Here is an 18,518-nt window from a genome sequence, read left to right on the forward strand (position 1 = left end):
CGTCCGCCCGCCGACGCCGCCCGCGGCGCGCGCCCGCCCGCCGCGCCGCCGCGCCCGCCCGCACCGGGCGCCAAGAAGAACATCGGGTACCTGTAGCGCCGAAGGACGTCGCGTGAACTATCTCGAGTACTACGAGCTGTCGCAGGAGCCGTTCTCGAACGCGCCGGTCTCGCGCTTCTACTACTCGTCCGCCCAGCACGCGCAGGCGCTCCTGCGGCTCACGCACGCCGTCTCCGGGATGAAGGGGCTCGCCGTGCTCGTGGGCGACATCGGCGCGGGCAAGACCACGCTCGCGCGGCGGATGCTCGACGCGCTGCCGGAGGAGGAGTACGAGGCGGCGCTCCTCGTCATCATCCACTCGGGCATCACGGCGAGCTGGCTGCTCAAGCGGATCGCGCTCCAGCTCGGGGTCGAGAGTCCCGCGGACGAGAAGCTCGCGCTGCTCTCCCAGCTCTACCAGCGGCTCGTCCGGATCTACGAGCAGGGCAAGAAGGCCGTCGTCCTCATCGACGAGGCCCAGATGCTCGCCACGCGCGAGATCATGGAGGAGTTCCGCGGGCTGCTGAACCTCGAGGTCCCCGAGCGCAAGCTCCTCTCGTTCGTGTTCTTCGGGCTGCCGGAGATCGAGCAGAACCTGAAGCTCGATCCGCCGCTCGCGCAGCGCGTCGCGCTCAAGTACCGGCTCGAGCCGCTGTCGGGCGAGGCGACCGACGCGTACGTCCGGCACCGGCTGCGGCTCGCCGGGGCCCCGCGCGTGCCGTTCTCCGCGGGCGCCCTCGCGCGCATCCACGCCTACACGCGCGGCACCCCGCGCCTCATCAACACCCTGTGCGACAACGCCCTCTTCGAGGGCTTCGTGGCCCGCGCGCGAGAGCTCGACGAGCGGTTCGTCGACCGCGTCGCCCGCGACCTCGGCATCGAGGCCCCCGCGGCGGACGCCGGTCCGGTGGAACGCCCGGCGCGGCTCGACCTCGCCGAGATCGATCGCTACCTCGAGTCGCTCGAGTAGCGGCCGCGCGCTTGGTCCGGCGCGGATCGCGGTGGAGAATCGAGGCAGGTGAAGAAGCGCACCGTCGCCCTGGCGTTCCTCGCGCTCATCGTGGCCCTGGTGGGCGGCACGATCGCGGGGCTGCGCACGCGCTGGGCGGCGGATCGCATCTGCGCGCTCGCCGCCGAGCGCGTGGAGCGCACGACCGGCCTCGAGCTCGCCGTCGCGGCGTGCCGGATCCGGCCGCTCGCGCTGGAGCTCGAGGCGGAGGGCATCCGGCTCGGGCCGGCCTCGGCGCCGCTCTTCACCGCCGACGCGCTCGCCGCCCGGCTCGCGCCGATCCAGGCGCTGGGGCGCCAGCTCCACCTCGCCGAGCTGCGCCTCGTGCGTCCGCGGGTCGTGGTCCCCCCGCGCTCGCCGCGCAGCGGGGCCGGCGCCGCCGACGCCTGCCCGCCCCCGCTCCTCGCGCGCTTCGAGGTCCGGCACCTGGACGTCGAGGCGGGGGCGATAGACGTGGCGCTCGCGGGGGGCCGCCGCCTCGTCGTGGACCGCATCGACGTCCGGTCGCGCCCGCCCGCGCGCTCGCTCCGGGCGTTCGGCGCGGCGCACCGGCGCGCGCGCGTGGAGATCTCCGCGGGGCCGGCGCGCCTCACGGGGCCGGGGCGCGCCTTCGACGCCTCGTCCGTCTCCGCCGACGTGGAGGTGGCGCTCGATCTCTCGCGCCTGGTGGTGAACGGGGCGGAGGCCGACATCGGCGGGGTGCGCCTCTCCGCGCGCGGCGAGGTCCGCGACCTGTGCGACCCGTCGTTCGAGCTCACCGCGACCGCTCACGGCGGCGTCGCCGACGCGCTCGCGCTCGCGGGCGTGAACGCAGACGCGGAGGGGAGCGCCGAGGTCGTCGCGAGCGTGCGCGGCCCCGCGAGCGCGCCGGAGGTGTCCGCGACCGTCGCCTGGACGGGGGTCCGGATCGGCGCGCAGCGCGCCGGCGCCGGCCAGGCGGCGCTGCGGCTCGCCGGCGAGGAGGTCGTGTTCGACCGGATCGAGGTCCCGCTCGCCGAGGGCAGCGCCCTCGCGCGCGGCACGCTCCGCCTCGCGCGCGGCGCGCCGATCGCGGCGGAGGTCGAGCTGCGCGGGGCCGAGCTCGCGGAGGTGCTCGATCGGCTCGGCGTCCGCGATCCCTGGGTGAGCCTCAAGCTCGACGGCCGGGCGGCGGTGTCCGGCACCCTGTGGCCGCCGGCGCTCGGCGGCGAGCTCGGGGTCGACGTGCGCGACCTGCGCGCGCTCACGCGCCCGTACCGCCAGGCGAAGGGCGACCCCGGCGTCGTGGCGTTCGCGGCGGGGCGGCTCGAGTCCAAGGTCCGCGTGGATCGGGAGGGGCTGTTCTTCGACGCCGGCCGGCTCTCGGTCGGACGCGGCACGGTCAGCGCCGACGCGGCGGTCCACTTCTCGGAGGCGCGCGGCTTCTCGGTCCGCGCGCGCGGCGAGGCGGACCTCGACGCGCTCGGGCGCGTGGCAGACGTCCCCTGGGCCGGGCTCGCCCGCATGGACGCGACGATCGAAGCGGCGCCGTACGGCAACCCGCACGTGGTCGGCCGCACCCGCATCGAGCGCTTCCGCTTCCTCGACGTCGATCTCGGGAACGTCTCGTCGGACTTCCGCTACGACGACTTCCTCCTGCGCTTCTCGGGCGCCGAGGGGGCGCGGAACGTGTCGCGCTGGAAGGGCGAGGGCGTCGTGGACCTCGACCGCACGCCGGCGCACGTCGTCTCCTCGCGGTTCGAGGCGAAGGGACGGATCCGCGACCTGCTCGACGCCGTGCGCGACTGGCTCCCGCGGTCGCGCTGGATGCGCGAGGTCGTGGACGGCGACGTGGAGGTGTCCGGCACCGCGACCGGCCCCGCGGACGCGGTGGACGCCGAGTTCGAGGCCCGCTTCGGCGCCGGGACGATCTACGGCCGCCGCTACGACTCCGGGCGGGCGGAGGGCCGCATCCACAAGGGCGTCGAGACGCGCCTCGATCGCGCGGAGCTGCGCCGCGGCACCGGGGTCGCGCGCGCCACCGGCACGTGGAGCGCCCTGCCGCCGTTCCCCTGGGACGTCGACGTCTCCTTCTCCGGCGTGCCGATCGCGTCGCTCGGGCTGTCGGGCGGCACGTGGTCCGGCACCGTCGCCGGGACCGCGACGCTGGAGGGCTCCGTGGACCGGCCGCGCGTGCGCTTCGCGGCGAACGGCGACGCGGTGCACGCGGAGGGGTTCGGCCTCGGGACGGTGCAGGTGGGCGGGACGCTCGAGGGCGAGCGGCTCGTCGTGACGGGCGGCGCCGAGGGCGTCTCGTTCGAGGGAGAGGCGACGCTCTCGGGACGCATGCCGTTCCGTGCGCGCGCGCGGCTCGCGATGCACGACGTGACGCGGCTGCTCCCCGACGGCGCGCCGGCGGGCTTCCGCGCCCGCGTCGCGGGGGAGGGGACCGCGGAGGGCGAGCTCGCGGACCTGTCGCTCGCGCGCGCGCGCGTGCGGCTCGACGAGGTCCAGGCCGGGTACGCGGACTTCCGCGTGCAGTCGGCCGGCCCGGCGGTGCTGGACCTCGACCGCGGCCGGGTCGAGGTGCAGGGGCTCGTCCTGCGCGGGACGAACACCGAGCTCGCGCTCTCCGGCGCGCGCGCGGCCTCGGGTCAGCTCGACGTCTCCGCGCGCGGCAACCTCGATCTGCGCCTCCTCGGCGGGCTCACGCCCGCGCTGCGCCGTCCCGCGGGGCGGCTGACGCTCGAGGCGCACGTGGCCGGCACCGCCGAGGAGCCGGTCCTGGTCGGCGCCGGACGCGTCGAGGACGCCGGGTTCGAGCTGCGCGAGATGACGCTCGCCTTCTCGGGCCTGCGCGGCGATCTCGCCTTCTCGCAGAACCGCATCCTGTTCGACGGGCTCGAGGCCGCGGTGAACGGCGGCCGCGCCCGGCTCGAGGGCGAGGTGCAGCTCTCGTCCTTCCGCCCGTCACGCCTCCGGGTCGAGGCGAAGCTCGACGAGATCCCGCTCGCCGTCCCGGCGTACCTCCCGGTCACCCTCTCCGGCCGGCTGGAGGCGACGGGCTCCCCGGACGCGACCACGCTCACCGGGCGCGTCCACGTCCTGCGCGCGCGCTACACCGCCGACGTCGACCTCGAGCGAAGCCTGCTCGAGGTGCGCCGGCGCGCGGTCGCGCCGCCCCGCGCCTACGATCGCGCGGGCGAGTGGCTCCGGTTCGACGTGCAGGTCGCGGTCGACGGCGACGCGCGGATCGACAACGACCTCGTGCGTGGCGCCCTCTCCGGCGAGCTGACCCTCACCGGCTCCCTCGCGGCCCCCGGCCTCGTCGGCACGCTCTCGATGGCCGAGGGGAGCCGCGCGATGTTCCGCGGCAACGAGTTCCAGCTCACGCACGCCATCCTGGAGCTCACCGACCGGAACCGGGTCGCGCTCGCGCTCGACGTGCACGGTGAGTCGCAGGTGCGGGACTACCAGGTCTTCATGCACGTCTTCGGGCCGATGAGCGACCCGCAGATCACGCTCACGAGCGCGCCCGCGCTCGCGCAGCCGGACATCATCACGCTCCTCTCGCTCGGGTTCACCCGGCGCGACGCGGCGGCGGGCGCCGGCGTGGGCGGCGTCGCCACCGCGGCGGCGGCGCAGGCGCTCTTCTCGGCGTCCGGGCTGGACGAGCAGGTGAAGCGCTTCCTGCCGCGCACCGGCGTCATGCGCGATCTGTCGGTCCGGATCACGAGCGCGTACTCGGAGGGGAGCGGCCAGGTCGAGCCGCGCGCGGAGTTCGAGTCGTGGTTCCTGCGCGACAAGCTGCGGCTCCGCTACCAGGCGCCGCTCGCCGGCGCGCGGGGGCAGAAGGCGCAGGCGGAGCTCCGGCTCGGCGATCACACCGCGGTGCAGTACCAGTGGGACAACGACAACCCCGACGTGGCCACCGGCGATCACGGGGTGGACCTGAAGCTGCGCTGGGAATGGACGGATCAGAAGTGACGGTCCGCGTCGATCCCTGCTCGCTGCGCCGCCTCGCGTGCCTGCTCGCGGCCGTGCTCGCCTGCGCGGCGCTCCCCGCCGCGGCCGCGCCCCCTCCAGCGCCGGCGGACGTGTCCTCGCCGCCGCGCGTGGTCGGCGTCGAGCTGCGGGTGCCCGAGACGGAGGACCGCGTCGCGCTCGCCGCGTTCGTGGACGTGCGGCCGGGGGAGGCGCTCTCCACTCGCGCGCTGCGCCGCACCGTGCAGCGCCTCTACCAGACCGGCCGGTTCCGCGACGTGGTGATCCGCGCCACCCCGGCGGCGCCGCCACCGAACCAGCACGGCGAGTGGGTGTCGCTGGTCATCGAGGCCCTCCCGGTCCGGATGCTCGCGACACTCGAGGTGCGGATCGAGGGGCCCGCGGTGCTCGACGCCGCCGGCGTGCGCGCCGCGGCGCGGCTCCCCACCGGCGAGCCGTTCGACGCCTCCGACCTCGACGCGGCCGCCGCGCGGGTCCGAACCCTGCTCGCGCGCCGCGGGTACCCCGAGGCGGCGGTGGAGGCGAGCGCGCTCCGCGACGACGCGGCGCTGCTCCGCGTCGCGGCGGGGGAGCCCGTGCGGATCCGCTCGGTGCGGCTCTCTGGGTCCGGCGAGGCGCCGCGCCTCACCTCCGCGCTCCGCTCGCGCGCCGGGGCGGTGCTGGATCGGGACGTCCTCGAAGCGGACGTCCGCGCCGCGCGCGCCTCCCTGTACGAGGGCGGATACCGGCGCGCTCGCGTCGGCACCCCCGTCGTGCGGGTCGAGGGCCGGCTCGCGGACGTGGAGCTCCCGGTCGACGCCGGGCCCAGGCTCGCCTTCGTCTTCCGCGGCAACCAGGAGATCGCCTCGCAGGTGCTCGCGAGGCAGCTCGCGTTCGAGGACGGCCAGCCGGTGGACGCGCCGGCCATCGCCGCCGCGGCCGACCGCATCCGGGCGTTCTACCGCCAGCGCGGGTTCGCGGGCGCGCGGGTCGAGCCGGAGGAGACCCGCCACGGTCGCCTCGCCGCGGTGGTCTTCCACGTCGAGGAGGGGCGCCGCTACCGGCTCCGGGAGGTCCGGCTCGACGGGGTGGAGCAGCGCGACGCCGCCACGCTGCGCGCGCAGCTCGCCGCGATCCTCGACGAGGAGGGCGGCAAGCGAGACGAGACGGAGGCCGACCGCGGGCGCGCGCTGCTCGTGTCGATCCCGGGCGTGCGGCCGCCGCGCGCCCCGCCCGCCGCGCTCGCGCCGAGCGAGGTGTGGGACGAGGCGTCCTGGGCGCGCGCCGCCGAGCGGATCGTGGACGACTACCGCGCCGACGGGTGGCTCGAGGCGGTCTACCTCGGCGCCTCCGTGTCGCTCGACGCCCGCGAGCGCGTGGCGGACGTGACGGTCCGGCTGCGCGAGGGCCCGCGCACGCACGTCGAGGCGATCTCGTTCGAGGGGAACCGGATCGTGTCGCTCGCCGAGCTCGCGCGCGAATCGCGCCTCGCGCCCGGCGATCCGCTCGTCTTCGAGCGGATCGAGGAGACGCGCGCCGCGATCCTCCGCCGCTACCTCGCGCGCGGTCACCTCTACGCCCGGCTCGACGCGCGCGAGGAGCTCGACCCCGAGCGTCACACGGTGGCGATCCGCTTCGTGGTGGACGAGGGGCCGCAGGTGCGCATCGGGCGCGTGCTGCTCTCGGGGAACCGGCGCACCCGCGACGACGTGGTCCGCGGCGCGCTCGCGTTCGCGGAGGGCGACGTCTACGACCCGGAGCGGATCGCGAAGAGCCAGGCGGCGCTCCTGCGGCTCGGCGTGTTCCGCTCGGTGTCCATCCGCGTGCAGGAGCCGGAGGCGCCGCACGCGACGAAGGACCTCGCCGTCGAGCTCGCCGAGCGGCCGTGGGCGACGCTGTCGCAGGGCGTCGGGTTCTCCATCGCGGACGGGCCGCGCGCGTTCGTGGAGTACGGCGAGCCGAACATCCTCGGCCGCGCGCTCGAGCTGGGCGCGCGCGCGAAGGTGAACTACCCGCTCGAGACGCCCTGGGTCGAGCGGCCGGACCTCGCGGGCAAGGCGCCCTCGGATCGCGTGGAGGGGCGGGCGGAGGTCGGGCTGCGCACCCCGACCCTCGCCTTCCTGCCCATCCCCGCGAGCGTCCGCACGAACGTCATCGGCGAGATGCTGCACCGCAAGGCCTACGCGCTCCGCCGCGCCTCGGCGATCGCCGGCGTGGACGCGGGGCTCACCTCCCGGCTGTCGGCCTCGCTCCAGTACGAGATCGAGGTGGACCGCATCGACCGCACGAACGCGGTCGGCTACCTCACCCAGGCGGACCTCGAGCGGCTGCGGTTCGACGAGGGGATCACCACGCTCCACGCGCTCCGGCCGTCGATCTCGATCGACCACCGCGACAACTCCGCCCACCCGCACTCCGGCTGGGCGGCCTCCGGCGCGCTCGAGTACGCCCGCTCCCTCGGCGCCGAGCGCGAGGGCCCGGACGACCGCGCCCTCTTCGGCGTGCTCCCCGCGAGCGGGATCCACACGAACATGCTGAAGCTCTCGGCGTCGTCGTCCGGCTACCTGCCGGTGGGGCGCGGCAGCGTGGTCGCGCTCTCCCTGCGCGGCGGCCGCGTGTTCCCGCTCGACCGCCGCTCGCAGACCATCATCCCGCGCCGCTTCTTCCTCGGCGGCGCGTCGTCGATGCGCGGCTACGGCGAGGAGGAGATGATCCCCGAGGACGTCCGCAGCGACCTCTCCGCCGAGGCGCGCCACTGCGCGACGAGCCCGACGAAGGTGGGCTGCACGGACCGCGGCAGCCGCATCGCCGCCGGTGACCGGCCGGTGTCCGAGGGCGGCGAGGCCTTCCTGCTCGCCAAGACCGAGCTGCGCATCCCCCTGCGCCGGAGCCTCGAGGCGGGCCTCTTCTTCGACCTCGGCAACCTGTGGCTCGACCCGATGCGCTACCGGCTCGTGGACCTGCGCGCCAACGCCGGCGTGGGCCTGCGGTTCGTGACGCCCATCGGCCCCGCCGCGCTCGACCTCGGGTTCAACCTCGACCCCGACCGCGCCGTGAACGAGCGGATCTTCGCCCCGCACTTCACGATCGGGTTGTTCTGAGCTGCCCGGCCGCCTCGGCGCTGCGCGAAGCTCGCCGAAGGACGGAGCGCCTTCGGGGTGAGGCTCCGCGCGAAGCGCGCGGAGAGGCCCCCGGCGACGGCGGTCAGCCGTCGACGGACGGGGGCGCAGCCCCCGCGTGATCTCAGTCAGCGCGGAAACCGCGCCATCACCTCGTCGAACGTCTCGAACACGTCGTGCCGGATCCCGCGCTCCGCGCAGTAGCGCACGAGGCTGGACCCGGCGCGGGCGAAGACGTGATCGGCGGCGTCGGCCGCGTGGCGGTCGCCGGTGCCGTCGCCGCAGAGGACGACCTTGTTGCCCGCGCGCTGCAGCTCGCGGACGACGTCGCCCTTGCAGAACCCGCAGAAACCGCAGTCCGCGCCGTGGAACTGGACCGAGAGCCCCGCGGGCGAGAGCTCGGCGCGGTTGGCGCGGACCTCCACGTGCGCGCGCAGCGCGGGCGGGAGCCGCTCGAGCACCGGCTCGATGTAGGCGTCGAGGCCCGAGGAGACGACCAGGAAGGGCCGGCCGCTCGCCCGACAGGCCTCGACGAGCGCCTCGAAGCCGGGCCGCAGCACCGCCCGCTCGCGCGCGAACGCGGCGATCTCGCCGCGGGAGGCCGTGATCGGCGCGAACACCTTCGCGAGCAGCACGCTGAAGGGGAACTCGCCGCGCTGGTAGTCCGCCGCGGCGGCGCGGTAGTTGGCCTCCCCCGCGAACCGGTAGGCGACGAGATCGCCGAGGTCCTCGGTCAGGGCGGTGCCGTCGAAGTCGCAGACGATGGCCCAGGGCGCTCGCATCGGGGCCGACGTTCTACTCCGGCCGCACGGCGATTGCCATCACCCCGAACCCGGAGAGCACCGGCCACGCGCGCGCCTCGGCGAACCCGGCGCGCGCGAGGAGCGCCGGGAGGCTCGCCTCGTCGTAGCGGCGGTGGAGCCGGGACATGCTGCGCCAGAGCGCCATCGCGAGGCCGTTGCGGGGGCTCGCCCGCAGCGCCTCGCGGAGCCGGGCGCGCCCGTCCCGCGGCTCGAGGAACGCGATGTGGCCGCCGGGCCGCACCGCGCGGCGCACCTCCCGGAGCGCCGCGGCCGGATCGTCGAGGAGGTAGAGGAAGCTGTGGCCGGTGGCGGCGTCGAAGGCGCCGTCGCGGACGGGGAGGGCGAGGGCGTCGCCGCGGACGAGCGGCAGCGCCACCCGCGCCGCGCGGGCGTGGCGCGCGGCGCGCCGCAGCATCGGCGCGGAGGTGTCGAGCCCCACGTGCCGGCGCGCGGGATCGGCGCGCGCCATCTCGAGCGCGCTGGTGCCGGGCCCGACGCCGAGGTCGAGGACGCGCGGCCCGCCGACGAGCTCGGCCATCGCGCGGCAGTCGCGGCGCCACGCCTCCTGGTCGGTGAGGAGCTCGTAGATCGCCGCGGCGCGCCCGAACGCGAACGCCGCGTAGACGCGGCCGGCGCGGGCGCGCAGGCGGTTCATGCCGGGCCGACGCGGTCGTGGAGGAGGCCCCAGCGGACCCCGCGGTCCGAGACCGTCAGCCGCTCGAAGCCCGCCGCGCGCATCGCCTCGACCACGATGACCGCGCCGGCGAGGATCACGTCGGCCCGCTTCGGCTCCATCCCGGGCAGCGCCGCCCGCGCGCGCACCGTCAGCGCGGCGAGCCGGGCGAGGAGCGCGTCGGCCGCGGCGAGGGTGAGGATGGCGCCGTGCACCCGCTCCGCGTCGTAGGCGGGCAGCGCCTGCTCGACGGCGGCGAGGGTCGTGACGGTGCCGGCCACGCCGACGAGGCGCGCCGGCCCGAGCCCCGCGATCATCTCCCGGAGGGGGCCGAGCGCCTCCCGCGCCGCGTCCCGCAGCACGGCGAGCTCCGCGCTCGACGGCGGGTCGCCCCGCACGTGCCGCTCCGTGAGCCGCACCGCGCCGACCTGCAGGCTCGTGCGCGCGCGCGGGGCGGGACCTTCGCCCACCGTGAATTCGGTCGACCCGCCGCCCACGTCGAGCACGGCGAGCGGGCCCGCGCCGCCGAAGTCGCGCCACGCGCTCGCGTAGACGAGCCGCGCCTCCTCGTCGCCCGAGATCACCTCCGGCACGAGCCCCGCCGCCGCGCGCGCCGCCGCGAAGAACTCCGCCCCGTTGGACGCGTCGCGCGCCGCGCTCGTCGCCACGCAGGCGACGATCTCGGCGCCGAGCGCGCGGGCCTCGGCGGCGTAGGCGGCGAGCGCCGCGACCGTCTCGCGGATGCCTGCCGCGTCGAGCCGCCCGCTCGCGTCCACGCCGCGCCCGAGCCGCGTGATCTCCGCGCGCTCGACGACCGGCGCGAGCGTCGCGCCGCGCCGCTCGGCCACGGTGAGGAGCACCGTGTTCGTCCCGACGTCGATCGCCGCGAACCGCTCGGTCAAGGCGTCCCCCCTGGACGACGGCTCGCGCCTCCGCGGTCGTCCCCGCGGGCTTGCGGGGCCGGGCTACTCGGCGAGCGGGCCCCAGGCCGGCGCGGAGAGCTCCCCGCCGCCGCCGGCGGAGATCACGGTCTGCTTCTCGCCGCGCGCGTCGGACACGACGAGCTGGAACCCGGCGCCGGCGCGATCGGTCTTGATCGCCAGCAGCCGCCCGTTGGGCGCCCAGGTCGGCTCCTCGTTCGTGCGCCCCTGGTCCTGCGTCACGCGCTGGATCTTGCCGTTGTCGGGCGAGACGACGAACACGTCGAACACCTTGCGCTCGTCGCGCGCGGTGAACGCGATGGCGTCACCGCGCGGGCTCCAGGCCGGCGTCTGGTTGTAGTTCCCCTGGAAGGTGAGCCGCTTCGGGCTCGAGCCGTCCGCGCCCATCAGGTAGATCTGCGGCGTGCCGCTCCGGTCGGAGACGAACGCGAGCCGCTTGCCGTCCGGGGACCAGGAGGGCGAGAGGTCGAGGGCGGCCTCGCGCGTGAGCCGCCGCGCGCCGGAGCCGTCCGCGTTCATCACCCACACGTCGCTGTTCGCGCGATCCGTGATGGTGAAGGCGATCTCCCTGCCGTCCGGCGAGTAGACCCCGCCGTAGGCGTTCGGGATGGCGGCGAGGCGCCGGAAGCCCTTGTCGGCGAGCGTGTAGAGCCACAGCTCGGGGCGGCCGTTGCGGTAGCTCGTGAGGAGCACCGCGCCGCCGTCCGGGCGCCACGCGGGCGCGAGGAGGATGGTGCGCTCGGAGAGGAGGACGCGCGGGTTCTTGCCGTCCGCGTCGAGCATCACGAGCTCGTAGGCCCCGCGGATCTTGCGGATCGCCACGAGCTTCGTCGAGAAGACCCCCGGCTCGCGCGTGTAGTAGCGGACGATCTCGTCGGAGATGCGGTGGGCGAGCCCGCGCGGATCGGACGCCTGCGCGCTGACGCGCTTCACCAGCACCTCGCGCCCGGCGCGCACCTCGTACAGGTGGAGCTCGCCCTCGAGCGTGCCCGCCACCTGACGCATGCGCGCCTTCACGAGCCCCTCCGCGCCGACGTCCGTCCAGCGCGCGAAGCGGATCGTCGGGGCGGCCCAGCCCTCCGAGGGATCGGCGAGGAAGCCGCGCGGGTCGAGCACGTCGAAGAGGCCGGAGAGGGTGAGGTCGCCCCGGACCACCTCCGTCACCTCGCCGGCGCGGGCGTCGCCGCCCTCGCCCTGGAACTGCGCCACGGCGATGGGGAGCGGCTGGAAGTTGGGCGAGCCGATGGTGAGGGTCGGGCGCTCCTGGGCGAGCGCGGGCAGCGCGGCCGCGAGGGCGGCGAGCGCGAGGGTGCGTGTGAGGGTCATGGGGGCAGTCATCACAAGGTGAACTTCACCGGCTGGCCGGAGCGGCGATAGGACTCACGCGATGCGGCGGGGGGCGGAGGGAAGCGCGTCTTGCGGAGCGTCCGCTCGAGGGCGGCGTCGAAGGCGGAGTTGCCGGACGGCGTCTGGACCTGCCATCGGCCGATTCGTCCGTCGGGCTCGATGAAGATGACGACGATCGCGAAGAGGTGCATCCGCTCGCGCTCGGAGATCGTCGACGGCACGTCGTAGTTCGCGTGCAGCTCGCGGACGATCGACGCGAGGTACAGGTCGCCCTCCTCTCCCTCCTCGGAGTCGCCGAGGGGATCCCCGTCGGGATCGCCGTACTGCGGCTCCGCCTTCGCCGCGGACGCGCGCACCTTCGAGAGCACCGACGCGAGCGAGTTGCTGGTCGCCTTGCCCGGGTTCGGGCTCTGCGCCTTCGGCGGCGCGGGCTTCGGCTCGGCCTTCGCGATGGCGACGGAGGGGGCGGCGGGCGCCGGCGGCGCGGGGGCGGCGACCGGCGTCGGGGCGGCCTCCGCGGGCGCGGGAGGCGGCGGGGCCTCCTTGCGCGGGAGGTACTCCTGCGGCTTCTTCGGGCCCATCCGGACGAGCTTCGCGACGATCGGCTTCTGCTGGAGGTCGATCGTGGGCGGCGGTACGCGCACGACCACCCAGACGATGAGCGCCGCGTGCACGGCCACGGAGAAGGTCGTCGCGGGCCAGAGCCGGTCCTTCCGGCGGAGCGCGGTCGTGACCGGGATCGCCGCCATCTACCGCCGGCCCTCCTGCCTCGCCTCGCGCACCTTGTCCGCGGCGGGGTTGGTGATCATGCCGACGTTGGTGATGCCCGCGCGCTGGACGGTGGCCATGACGTCGACGACGAAGCCGTAGGGCAGCGTCTTGTCGGCCATGAGGTAGAGCTCGCGGTCCTTCATGGCGCGGGCGTTCGCGCGCAGCTTGTCCTCGAGCGACTCGAACGGGATGCGCGCCGCGTCCTCGCTCGAGCCGAGGTACAGCGAGTGATCGGACTTGATCGAGAGGACGAGCTTCTGGTCCTCCGCCTCGACGGCCTTGGCGCGCGCCTCGGGGAGGCTCACCTCGACGCCCTGCTGGATGAGGGGCGCGGTGACCATGAAGATGATGAGGAGCACGAGCATCACGTCGACGAGCGGCGTGACGTTGATCTCGGTGAGGGTCTGGCGGCCGGAGCCGCCGCTCGACGCAGCCACGGGCGTTGGCTCCTAGCTGAAGAAGTGACGCCGGACGATGTTGAGGAAGTCGTTCGAGAAGTTCGTCATCTCGCTGTCGAGGACGCGGATCTTCGACACGAAGTAGTTGTACGCCACGACCGCGGGGATGGCCGCGAAGAGGCCCACCGCCGTGGCGATGAGCGCCTCGGAGATCGGCTTCGCGACGGTGGCGAGGTTTGCGTTCCCGGCCTGGTAGATGTCGTGGAAGGCGCGCATGATCCCCCACACCGTGCCGAACAGGCCGACGAACGGCGCCGCGCTCGCCGTGGTGCCGAGGAACGGGACCTGCGCCTCGAGGTGGGTCACCTCGGACGCGGCGGCGCGCTTCAGCGCGCGCTCGACGTTCTCGATCCCGCCGAGCTCGTCGCTCATGTTCACCTCGCCGCCGGCCTCCTTCTTCTGCGCCGTGACCTTCGAGAGCTCGACGTAGCCGGCGCGGAACACCTGGCTGATCGGGGAGGCGGAGAGGGACTCGGCCGCCTGGTAGATCGCGTCGAGGCGCTTCGACTGCCAGAAGGTCTCGAGGAACTTCACGGACTCGTCCTGCGCGCGCCGGATCTGGAGCCACTTCTTGACGATGATGGCCCAGGACACGGCGGACGCGCCGAGCAGCAGGAGGAGCACTCCGATCCCGATGGGGCCGGAGTTCTTGGCGATCTCGAAGTAGTCGAGACCGTCGCCGCCGGCGGCGGCGAGAGGGGCGGGCAGGGGCAGGATGAGGTTCGTCATGAGCACCGATAGAGTGGTCGCTTGTTTAGCACGGGCGAGCCCCGCAAGAAGGAAACGCCCCAGCGAGCGAATTCTGCCCCGTTCGTGCGCCTACATGTCGGGTCAGGGGAGTGTGAGGACCTGTCACGGCGTCGCCCCCTGGCAACCCGTCCGCGGGGGGCACGATTGCATGAAATCGCGCCCCCGCGCGTCCGCATCGCGTGGCACATCGGTTGCTCGGTCTCTCGCTCGACTGCCTCGCGCGACCTCGCCCGGAGAATGACATGAGACGCCTCGCCCTGATCCTCGCCACCGCCGTCGTCGCCTCCGGCTGCATCGTCGGCGACGACAACCACCGCACCCTCCCCCCCAGCGGAGTGGGGTCCGCGATCGTCTACTGGGACTTCCTGAGGAACACGCAGGGGGGCACCGTGCTGTACGACGACGCGACCCTCACGCACACCGGGACCGGCGCGTGCGCGCAGTCGGCGGTCGAGGTCGTCACCATCGACGCCGCCGGGCTCCCGCAGTTCGTCGTCGACTGCGTGTACCAGGGCGTGCAGGGTGCGACGCTGGACGGGCTGCCCGCCGGCTCGCCGTCCGCCCGCATCCGGGGCTGGCGCGGCAACTACGCCGTCTACGAGACCACGGTCGCGCTGCACGTGATCGCGGGCGCGGAGACGGATCAGGGCATCGTCGACCTGGACGCGGTGCGCGCGCCGATGGACCTCTTCGCGTACCTCGCGCTGGGTCCCGCGCAGGCGCCGACGGACTACCGCAGCTGCGCCGAGGCCGGGTGGCCGAACGTCTCGTACGAGGTGCGCGACTCGTACGGCACGCGCGTCGACGCGAACGTGGTGGGCTGCTCCGATCCGCTCCCGACCACGGTCTTCGCCGGTGATCTGGACCTCGACAACTACACCGTCCGGATGCAGGGCATCGCCACGCAGGGGCCGAGCAGCGGCCAGGTGGTGCTCGACTCCTGCACCGTCCCGTTCGATCACTTCGCCGCGCAGATCGGCGACGCGGGCTTCGCGCCGACGCTCGTGACGCCGCCGCCGAGCTGCCCGTAGCTCGCGCGCACGGCTTCCGCGAGGCGCGGGCCCTCGAGGCCCGCGCTTCGCATTTTTCGGGGAACGAGTAGACTCCGCGCCGTGTCACGCATCGGCATCTTCGACTCGGGGGTCGGCGGCCTCACCGTCCAGCGCGCCATCCTCGAGGCGCTCCCCTCGGTAGACACCGTGTACCTGGGCGACACCGCCCGCGTGCCCTACGGCACGAAGTCCGCCGACACGGTCACGCAGTACTCGCTCAGGAACGCCCGCGTGCTCGCCCGCCGCGGGATCGATCTGCTCGTGGTCGCCTGCAACACCGCCTCGGCCGTCGCGCTCCCCGCGCTGCGCGCGGAGCTCGCCGTCCCCGTGCTCGGGGTGGTGGAGCCCGGCGTCCGCGCCGCGATCCGCGCCTCGCGCGGCGGCCGCATCGGCGTAATCGGGACGCAGGGCACCGTCTCGAGCGGCGCGTACCAGGCGGCGCTCCGCGCGGCGCGGCCCGACGCGGAGGTCGTCGCCCGGGCCTGCCCGCTCTTCGTGCCGCTCGCGGAGGAGGGCTGGACCGATCCCGACGATCCGGTCGTGCGCGGCGTCGTCGCCCGGTACCTCGCGCCGCTCCGCGACGAGCGCGTCGACACGCTCGTCCTCGGCTGCACGCACTACCCGCTGCTCCGCGCGGCGATCGCCCGCGAGCTCCCCGAGCTCGCGCTCGTCGACAGCGCCGACGCCATCGCAGCGGAGGTCCGGGCGCGCCTCGGAGACGAGGGCGGCCGCCAGGGCGCGCACGCGTTCCTCGTCACCGACGCGCCGGAGAAGTTCCTCGCGGTGGCGGGGCGGTTCCTGGGCCGGACCGTCACGTCGGCGGAGCACGTGGATGTCTAGCGGGGACCCCGCCCCAGCCGCGGAGCTGCCGGGGCCCACCCCTGCTCGCCGGGGCGAGTACCCCGCGCGTTCGCATTCGCGGGATCGCGCGTACCCTGAGTTTTGACGCGGGTTTCCGCCCGGCCGTCGGCTTGATGGCGCGTGCGCGCGGCGGTAGTCTCGGAGCCTCGAATGGCCGGCGACGCGAAGAAGATGGTGGTTGGCTTCAACCACAACATCAAGCACAAGGGGAAGCCGTACCACATCCAGACCGAGGACTCCGGCCTCGACAACCCGCACATCATCACGCACCTGTTCGTGGGCGGGAACATCCTCGCCTCGAAGAAGACCTCCTACGCGGACATCGTCGGGGCGGACAACCTCGCCCAGGTGGTGCGCGAGCTCATGGAGGAGCAGCACAAGGAGATGCTGCGGAACCTCGTGAACGGCGTGTACGACGACATCGACGCCGTCTACAGCGCGCAGGCGCAGGCGTTCCAGCCCGGCCAGATCCAGGCGGAGCGCGCGCCCGCGGTGAAGCTCCGCGAGGGCGTCGCGCTGCCGCGCCCGCCCGCTGCGCGGTCGCTCCCTCCCGAGGTGGTCGCCGCCCGCGATGCGCCCGTCCCGGCGCTCCGCGGCGACGGCGCCGAGACGCTCTTCGGCGAGGACCTCGTCAGCGAGAAGAGCCTCGACGAGGTCATCCTCTCGTACCTCGCCGACGACCTCGGCGATCGCAAGTGATCCGGCGAAGGCATGCGCATGATGTCGAAGCTTTCGGCGAGCGAAGCGAGCCCGCCGGGGCGACACCGCGTCAGCGGCGTAGCCGCCCGCGGTGTCGCACGGGACCCGGCGAGCAGGGGTGGGGCCCCGACGAGCTTCGCTCGGCGGGGCGGGGGCGCAGCCCCCGTTAGATCATGATCCAGCTCTTTCACGTCACCAAGGAGTACCCGGGCGACGGCCCGGCGCTCCAGGACGTGTCGCTCGAGATCGACAAGGGGGAGTTCGTCTTCCTCACCGGCGCCTCGGGCGCCGGCAAGTCGACGCTCCTCAAGCTCATCTTCTGCGACGAGCCCGCCACCGCCGGGCAGCTCCTCCTCTTCGGCAAGAACGTGGCGAAGATCTCCGCCTCCGCGATCCCCTTCGTGCGGCGCAACATCGGGGTGGTCTTCCAGGACTTCAAGCTCCTCGCGAACCGCACCGTCGCCGAGAACGTGGCGCTGCCGCTCGAGGTGCGGGGGCTCGCGCAGAAGGAGATCCGCCGCAAGGTGCGCGGGCTCCTGCGCTCGGTCGGCCTCGAGCACCGCGCCGACAAGTTCCCGCCCTCGCTCTCCGGCGGCGAGCAGCAGCGGGTCGCGGTGGCGCGCGCGCTCGCGCCGGACCCGGCGCTCCTCCTCGCGGACGAGCCGACGGGCAACCTCGATCCGGAGCGCACGCTCGAGGTGATGGACCTGCTCTACGGCGCGAACGCGCGCGGCACCACCGTGGTGGTGGCCACCCACGACCGCTCGCTGCTCGAGCGCTACAAGAAGCGCGTCGTGGTGCTCCAGGCGGGCCGCCTCCTCTCCGACGGCGACTCCGTCCGCCGCGCCGTCTCCTGACATGGCCCTCCGCCCGCTCCGCGCCGCGCGCCGCGCGCTCGAGTCCATGGCCCGCGGGCCGTACGTCGCGCTGGTGGGGGCGGCCACCGTCTTCGTGGCGGTGTTCGCGACCGGGCTGTTCGCCGGCGCGCTCGGCGGCGCCGAGCGGCTCCTCGCCGCGTGGGCGGGCGAGGTGCGCGTCTCGGTGTACCTCGCGCCGGGCGCGGATCTCGAGCGCGCCCGGGCGGCCGCCGCCGCGCTCGCGCCGGGGCGGCGGGTCGAGGCGGTGCCCTCCGAGGTCGCGCTCTCGCGGCTCGCGGACTCGCTCGGCGAGCAGGCGCACGTGCTCGAGGGCGTCGGCCCTGGCGCGCTGCCGGACGCGGTGGAGATCGAGGCGCCCGGGCTGTCGCTCGAGGGCGCCCGCGAGCTCGCGGCGCGGCTCCGCTCGGTGCCCGGCGCCGACGACGTGGACTACGGCACCGCCTGGCTCGAGGGCGTCGAGCGCTTCGTCTCTCGCGCGCGGACCGCGGCCGTCTTCCTGTTCGGCGCGCTGGCGCTCGCCACCGCGATCCTGGTCTCGAACACGCTCCGGCTCGCGGTGTTCGCCCGCCGCGAGGAGATCGAGATCATGAAGCTCGTCGGCGCCACGGACGCGTTCGTCGCCACGCCGTTCCTCCTCGAGGGCCTGCTGCAGGGGCTCCTCGGCGCGGGGGCGGCGGTGCTCGCGCTCGCGGGGGTCCACGGGCTGCTCGTGCCGCGCCTCGCCGCCGCCGTGTCGGCGGCGCGCGCGCTCACGCTCGCCGACACGCTGCCGCCGGCGCTCGTCGTCGCCCTCGTCGGCGGCGGGGCGGGGATCGGCCTCCTCGGGAGCGCCCTCTCCGTCGCCCGCGCCCTGCGGCGGACCTGACCCGTGCCCGCCGCGCTCGCCCTCGCGCTCGCGCTCGCGCTCGCCGCCGCGGATCCCCGGGCCCAGCTCTCCGCGCTCGAGGCCCGGCGGCGCGCGGAGGAGACCGCGGCGCGCCTCCTCGCGCAGCAGGAGCGCTCGGTCCTCGACACCCTGGGGGAGGCGGAGACGGCGCTCACCACCGCCCGCGCGGAGCTCCGCCGGGTCGAGGCGGAGCGCGCGGAGGCGTCGGCCGGGCTCGCCCACGCGCGCGAGGTGGAGGCGGGCGCGCGGGCGAGGCTCCGCTCCCGCCTGGCGGAGCTCCGGCCGCGGCT

General features: G+C 75.0%; 15 protein-coding genes and 1 pseudogene. 9 read left to right on the forward strand and 7 right to left on the reverse strand.

The window, feature by feature from the left end:
* Positions 1 to 112: 112 nt before the first annotated feature.
* Genes MNZ39_RS18355 through MNZ39_RS18365 form a run of 3 tightly spaced genes read left to right on the forward strand, consistent with a single transcriptional unit; the run spans position 113 to position 8,091 of the window.
* Entirely contained in the window at positions 113 to 1,009 is an 897-nt protein-coding gene (locus tag MNZ39_RS18355) for an ExeA family protein (RefSeq protein ID WP_242340535.1), read from the forward strand.
* Between the two features lie 48 nt (positions 1,010 to 1,057).
* The gene (locus MNZ39_RS18360; protein ID WP_242340536.1) at positions 1,058 to 4,993 is read left to right on the forward strand and encodes a translocation/assembly module TamB; all 3,936 of its coding nucleotides are present in this window, start codon (positions 1,058 to 1,060) and stop codon (positions 4,991 to 4,993) included.
* Positions 4,975 to 8,091: a POTRA domain-containing protein gene (locus MNZ39_RS18365; protein ID WP_242340537.1), complete on the forward strand. Its 3,117-nt coding sequence runs from the start codon at positions 4,975 to 4,977 to the stop codon at positions 8,089 to 8,091. Before MNZ39_RS18360 ends, MNZ39_RS18365 begins: the two co-directional genes overlap by 19 nt.
* A gap of 146 nt (positions 8,092 to 8,237) precedes the next feature.
* On the opposite strand, the gene MNZ39_RS18370 is transcribed toward MNZ39_RS18365, so the two are convergent.
* The 7 genes from MNZ39_RS18370 to tolQ all read right to left on the reverse strand — a co-directional run bounded on the left by MNZ39_RS18370 (position 8,238) and on the right by tolQ (position 13,831).
* Complete coding sequence (locus tag MNZ39_RS18370; protein WP_242340538.1) at positions 8,238 to 8,891, reverse strand: MtnX-like HAD-IB family phosphatase; 654 nt, start codon at positions 8,889 to 8,891, stop codon at positions 8,238 to 8,240.
* A gap of 13 nt (positions 8,892 to 8,904) precedes the next feature.
* Positions 8,905 to 9,567 (reverse strand): class I SAM-dependent methyltransferase, encoded by a 663-nt coding sequence (locus MNZ39_RS18375; protein ID WP_242340539.1) that lies wholly within the window; start codon positions 9,565 to 9,567, stop codon positions 8,905 to 8,907.
* On the reverse strand, positions 9,564 to 10,487 hold the full coding sequence (locus MNZ39_RS18380; RefSeq protein ID WP_242340540.1) for a Ppx/GppA phosphatase family protein: 924 nt from the start codon (positions 10,485 to 10,487) through the stop codon (positions 9,564 to 9,566). Before MNZ39_RS18380 ends, MNZ39_RS18375 begins: the two co-directional genes overlap by 4 nt.
* 63 nt (positions 10,488 to 10,550) lie before the next feature.
* Positions 10,551 to 11,852, reverse strand: coding sequence for a protein TolB (locus MNZ39_RS18385; protein WP_242340541.1), 1,302 nt, complete (start codon positions 11,850 to 11,852; stop codon positions 10,551 to 10,553).
* Positions 11,853 to 11,863: 11 nt separating this feature from the next.
* Positions 11,864 to 12,622 (reverse strand): energy transducer TonB, encoded by a 759-nt coding sequence (locus MNZ39_RS18390; RefSeq protein ID WP_242340542.1) that lies wholly within the window; start codon positions 12,620 to 12,622, stop codon positions 11,864 to 11,866.
* Entirely contained in the window at positions 12,623 to 13,081 is a 459-nt protein-coding gene (gene tolR, locus MNZ39_RS18395) for a protein TolR (protein WP_242340543.1), read from the reverse strand.
* A gap of 12 nt (positions 13,082 to 13,093) precedes the next feature.
* Positions 13,094 to 13,831, reverse strand: coding sequence for a protein TolQ (gene tolQ / locus MNZ39_RS18400; protein ID WP_242340544.1), 738 nt, complete (start codon positions 13,829 to 13,831; stop codon positions 13,094 to 13,096).
* Between the two features lie 263 nt (positions 13,832 to 14,094).
* Here tolQ and MNZ39_RS18405 point away from each other — a divergent pair, with 263 nt between their 5' ends.
* The 6 genes and pseudogenes from MNZ39_RS18405 to MNZ39_RS18430 all read left to right on the forward strand — a co-directional run.
* Positions 14,095 to 14,883 carry a hypothetical protein gene (locus MNZ39_RS18405; RefSeq protein WP_242340545.1) on the forward strand — a complete coding sequence of 263 codons (789 nt, stop codon included), beginning with the start codon at positions 14,095 to 14,097 and terminating at the stop codon, positions 14,881 to 14,883.
* 81 nt (positions 14,884 to 14,964) lie between these two features.
* Positions 14,965 to 15,744, forward strand: a complete 780-nt coding sequence (gene murI, locus MNZ39_RS18410; protein ID WP_242340546.1) for a glutamate racemase — start codon at positions 14,965 to 14,967, stop codon at positions 15,742 to 15,744.
* Between the two features lie 171 nt (positions 15,745 to 15,915).
* The gene (locus MNZ39_RS18415) at positions 15,916 to 16,464 is read left to right on the forward strand and encodes a hypothetical protein (RefSeq protein WP_242340547.1); all 549 of its coding nucleotides are present in this window, start codon (positions 15,916 to 15,918) and stop codon (positions 16,462 to 16,464) included.
* 173 nt (positions 16,465 to 16,637) lie between these two features.
* On the forward strand, positions 16,638 to 17,321 hold the full coding sequence (ftsE, locus tag MNZ39_RS18420; protein WP_242340548.1) for a cell division ATP-binding protein FtsE: 684 nt from the start codon (positions 16,638 to 16,640) through the stop codon (positions 17,319 to 17,321).
* Between the two features lies 1 nt (position 17,322).
* A complete protein-coding gene (locus MNZ39_RS18425; RefSeq protein WP_242340549.1) occupies positions 17,323 to 18,207 on the forward strand; it encodes an ABC transporter permease in 885 nt (294 codons plus the stop codon).
* A 3-nt stretch (positions 18,208 to 18,210) separates the two neighbouring features.
* Positions 18,211 to 18,518 (forward strand): annotated as a pseudogene (locus tag MNZ39_RS18430) (peptidase M23); the annotation flags it as partial.

Source organism: Anaeromyxobacter sp. SG66 (assembly GCF_022690805.1).
In the GTDB taxonomy this organism is placed as follows: Bacteria; Myxococcota; Myxococcia; order Myxococcales; family Anaeromyxobacteraceae; genus Anaeromyxobacter; species Anaeromyxobacter soli.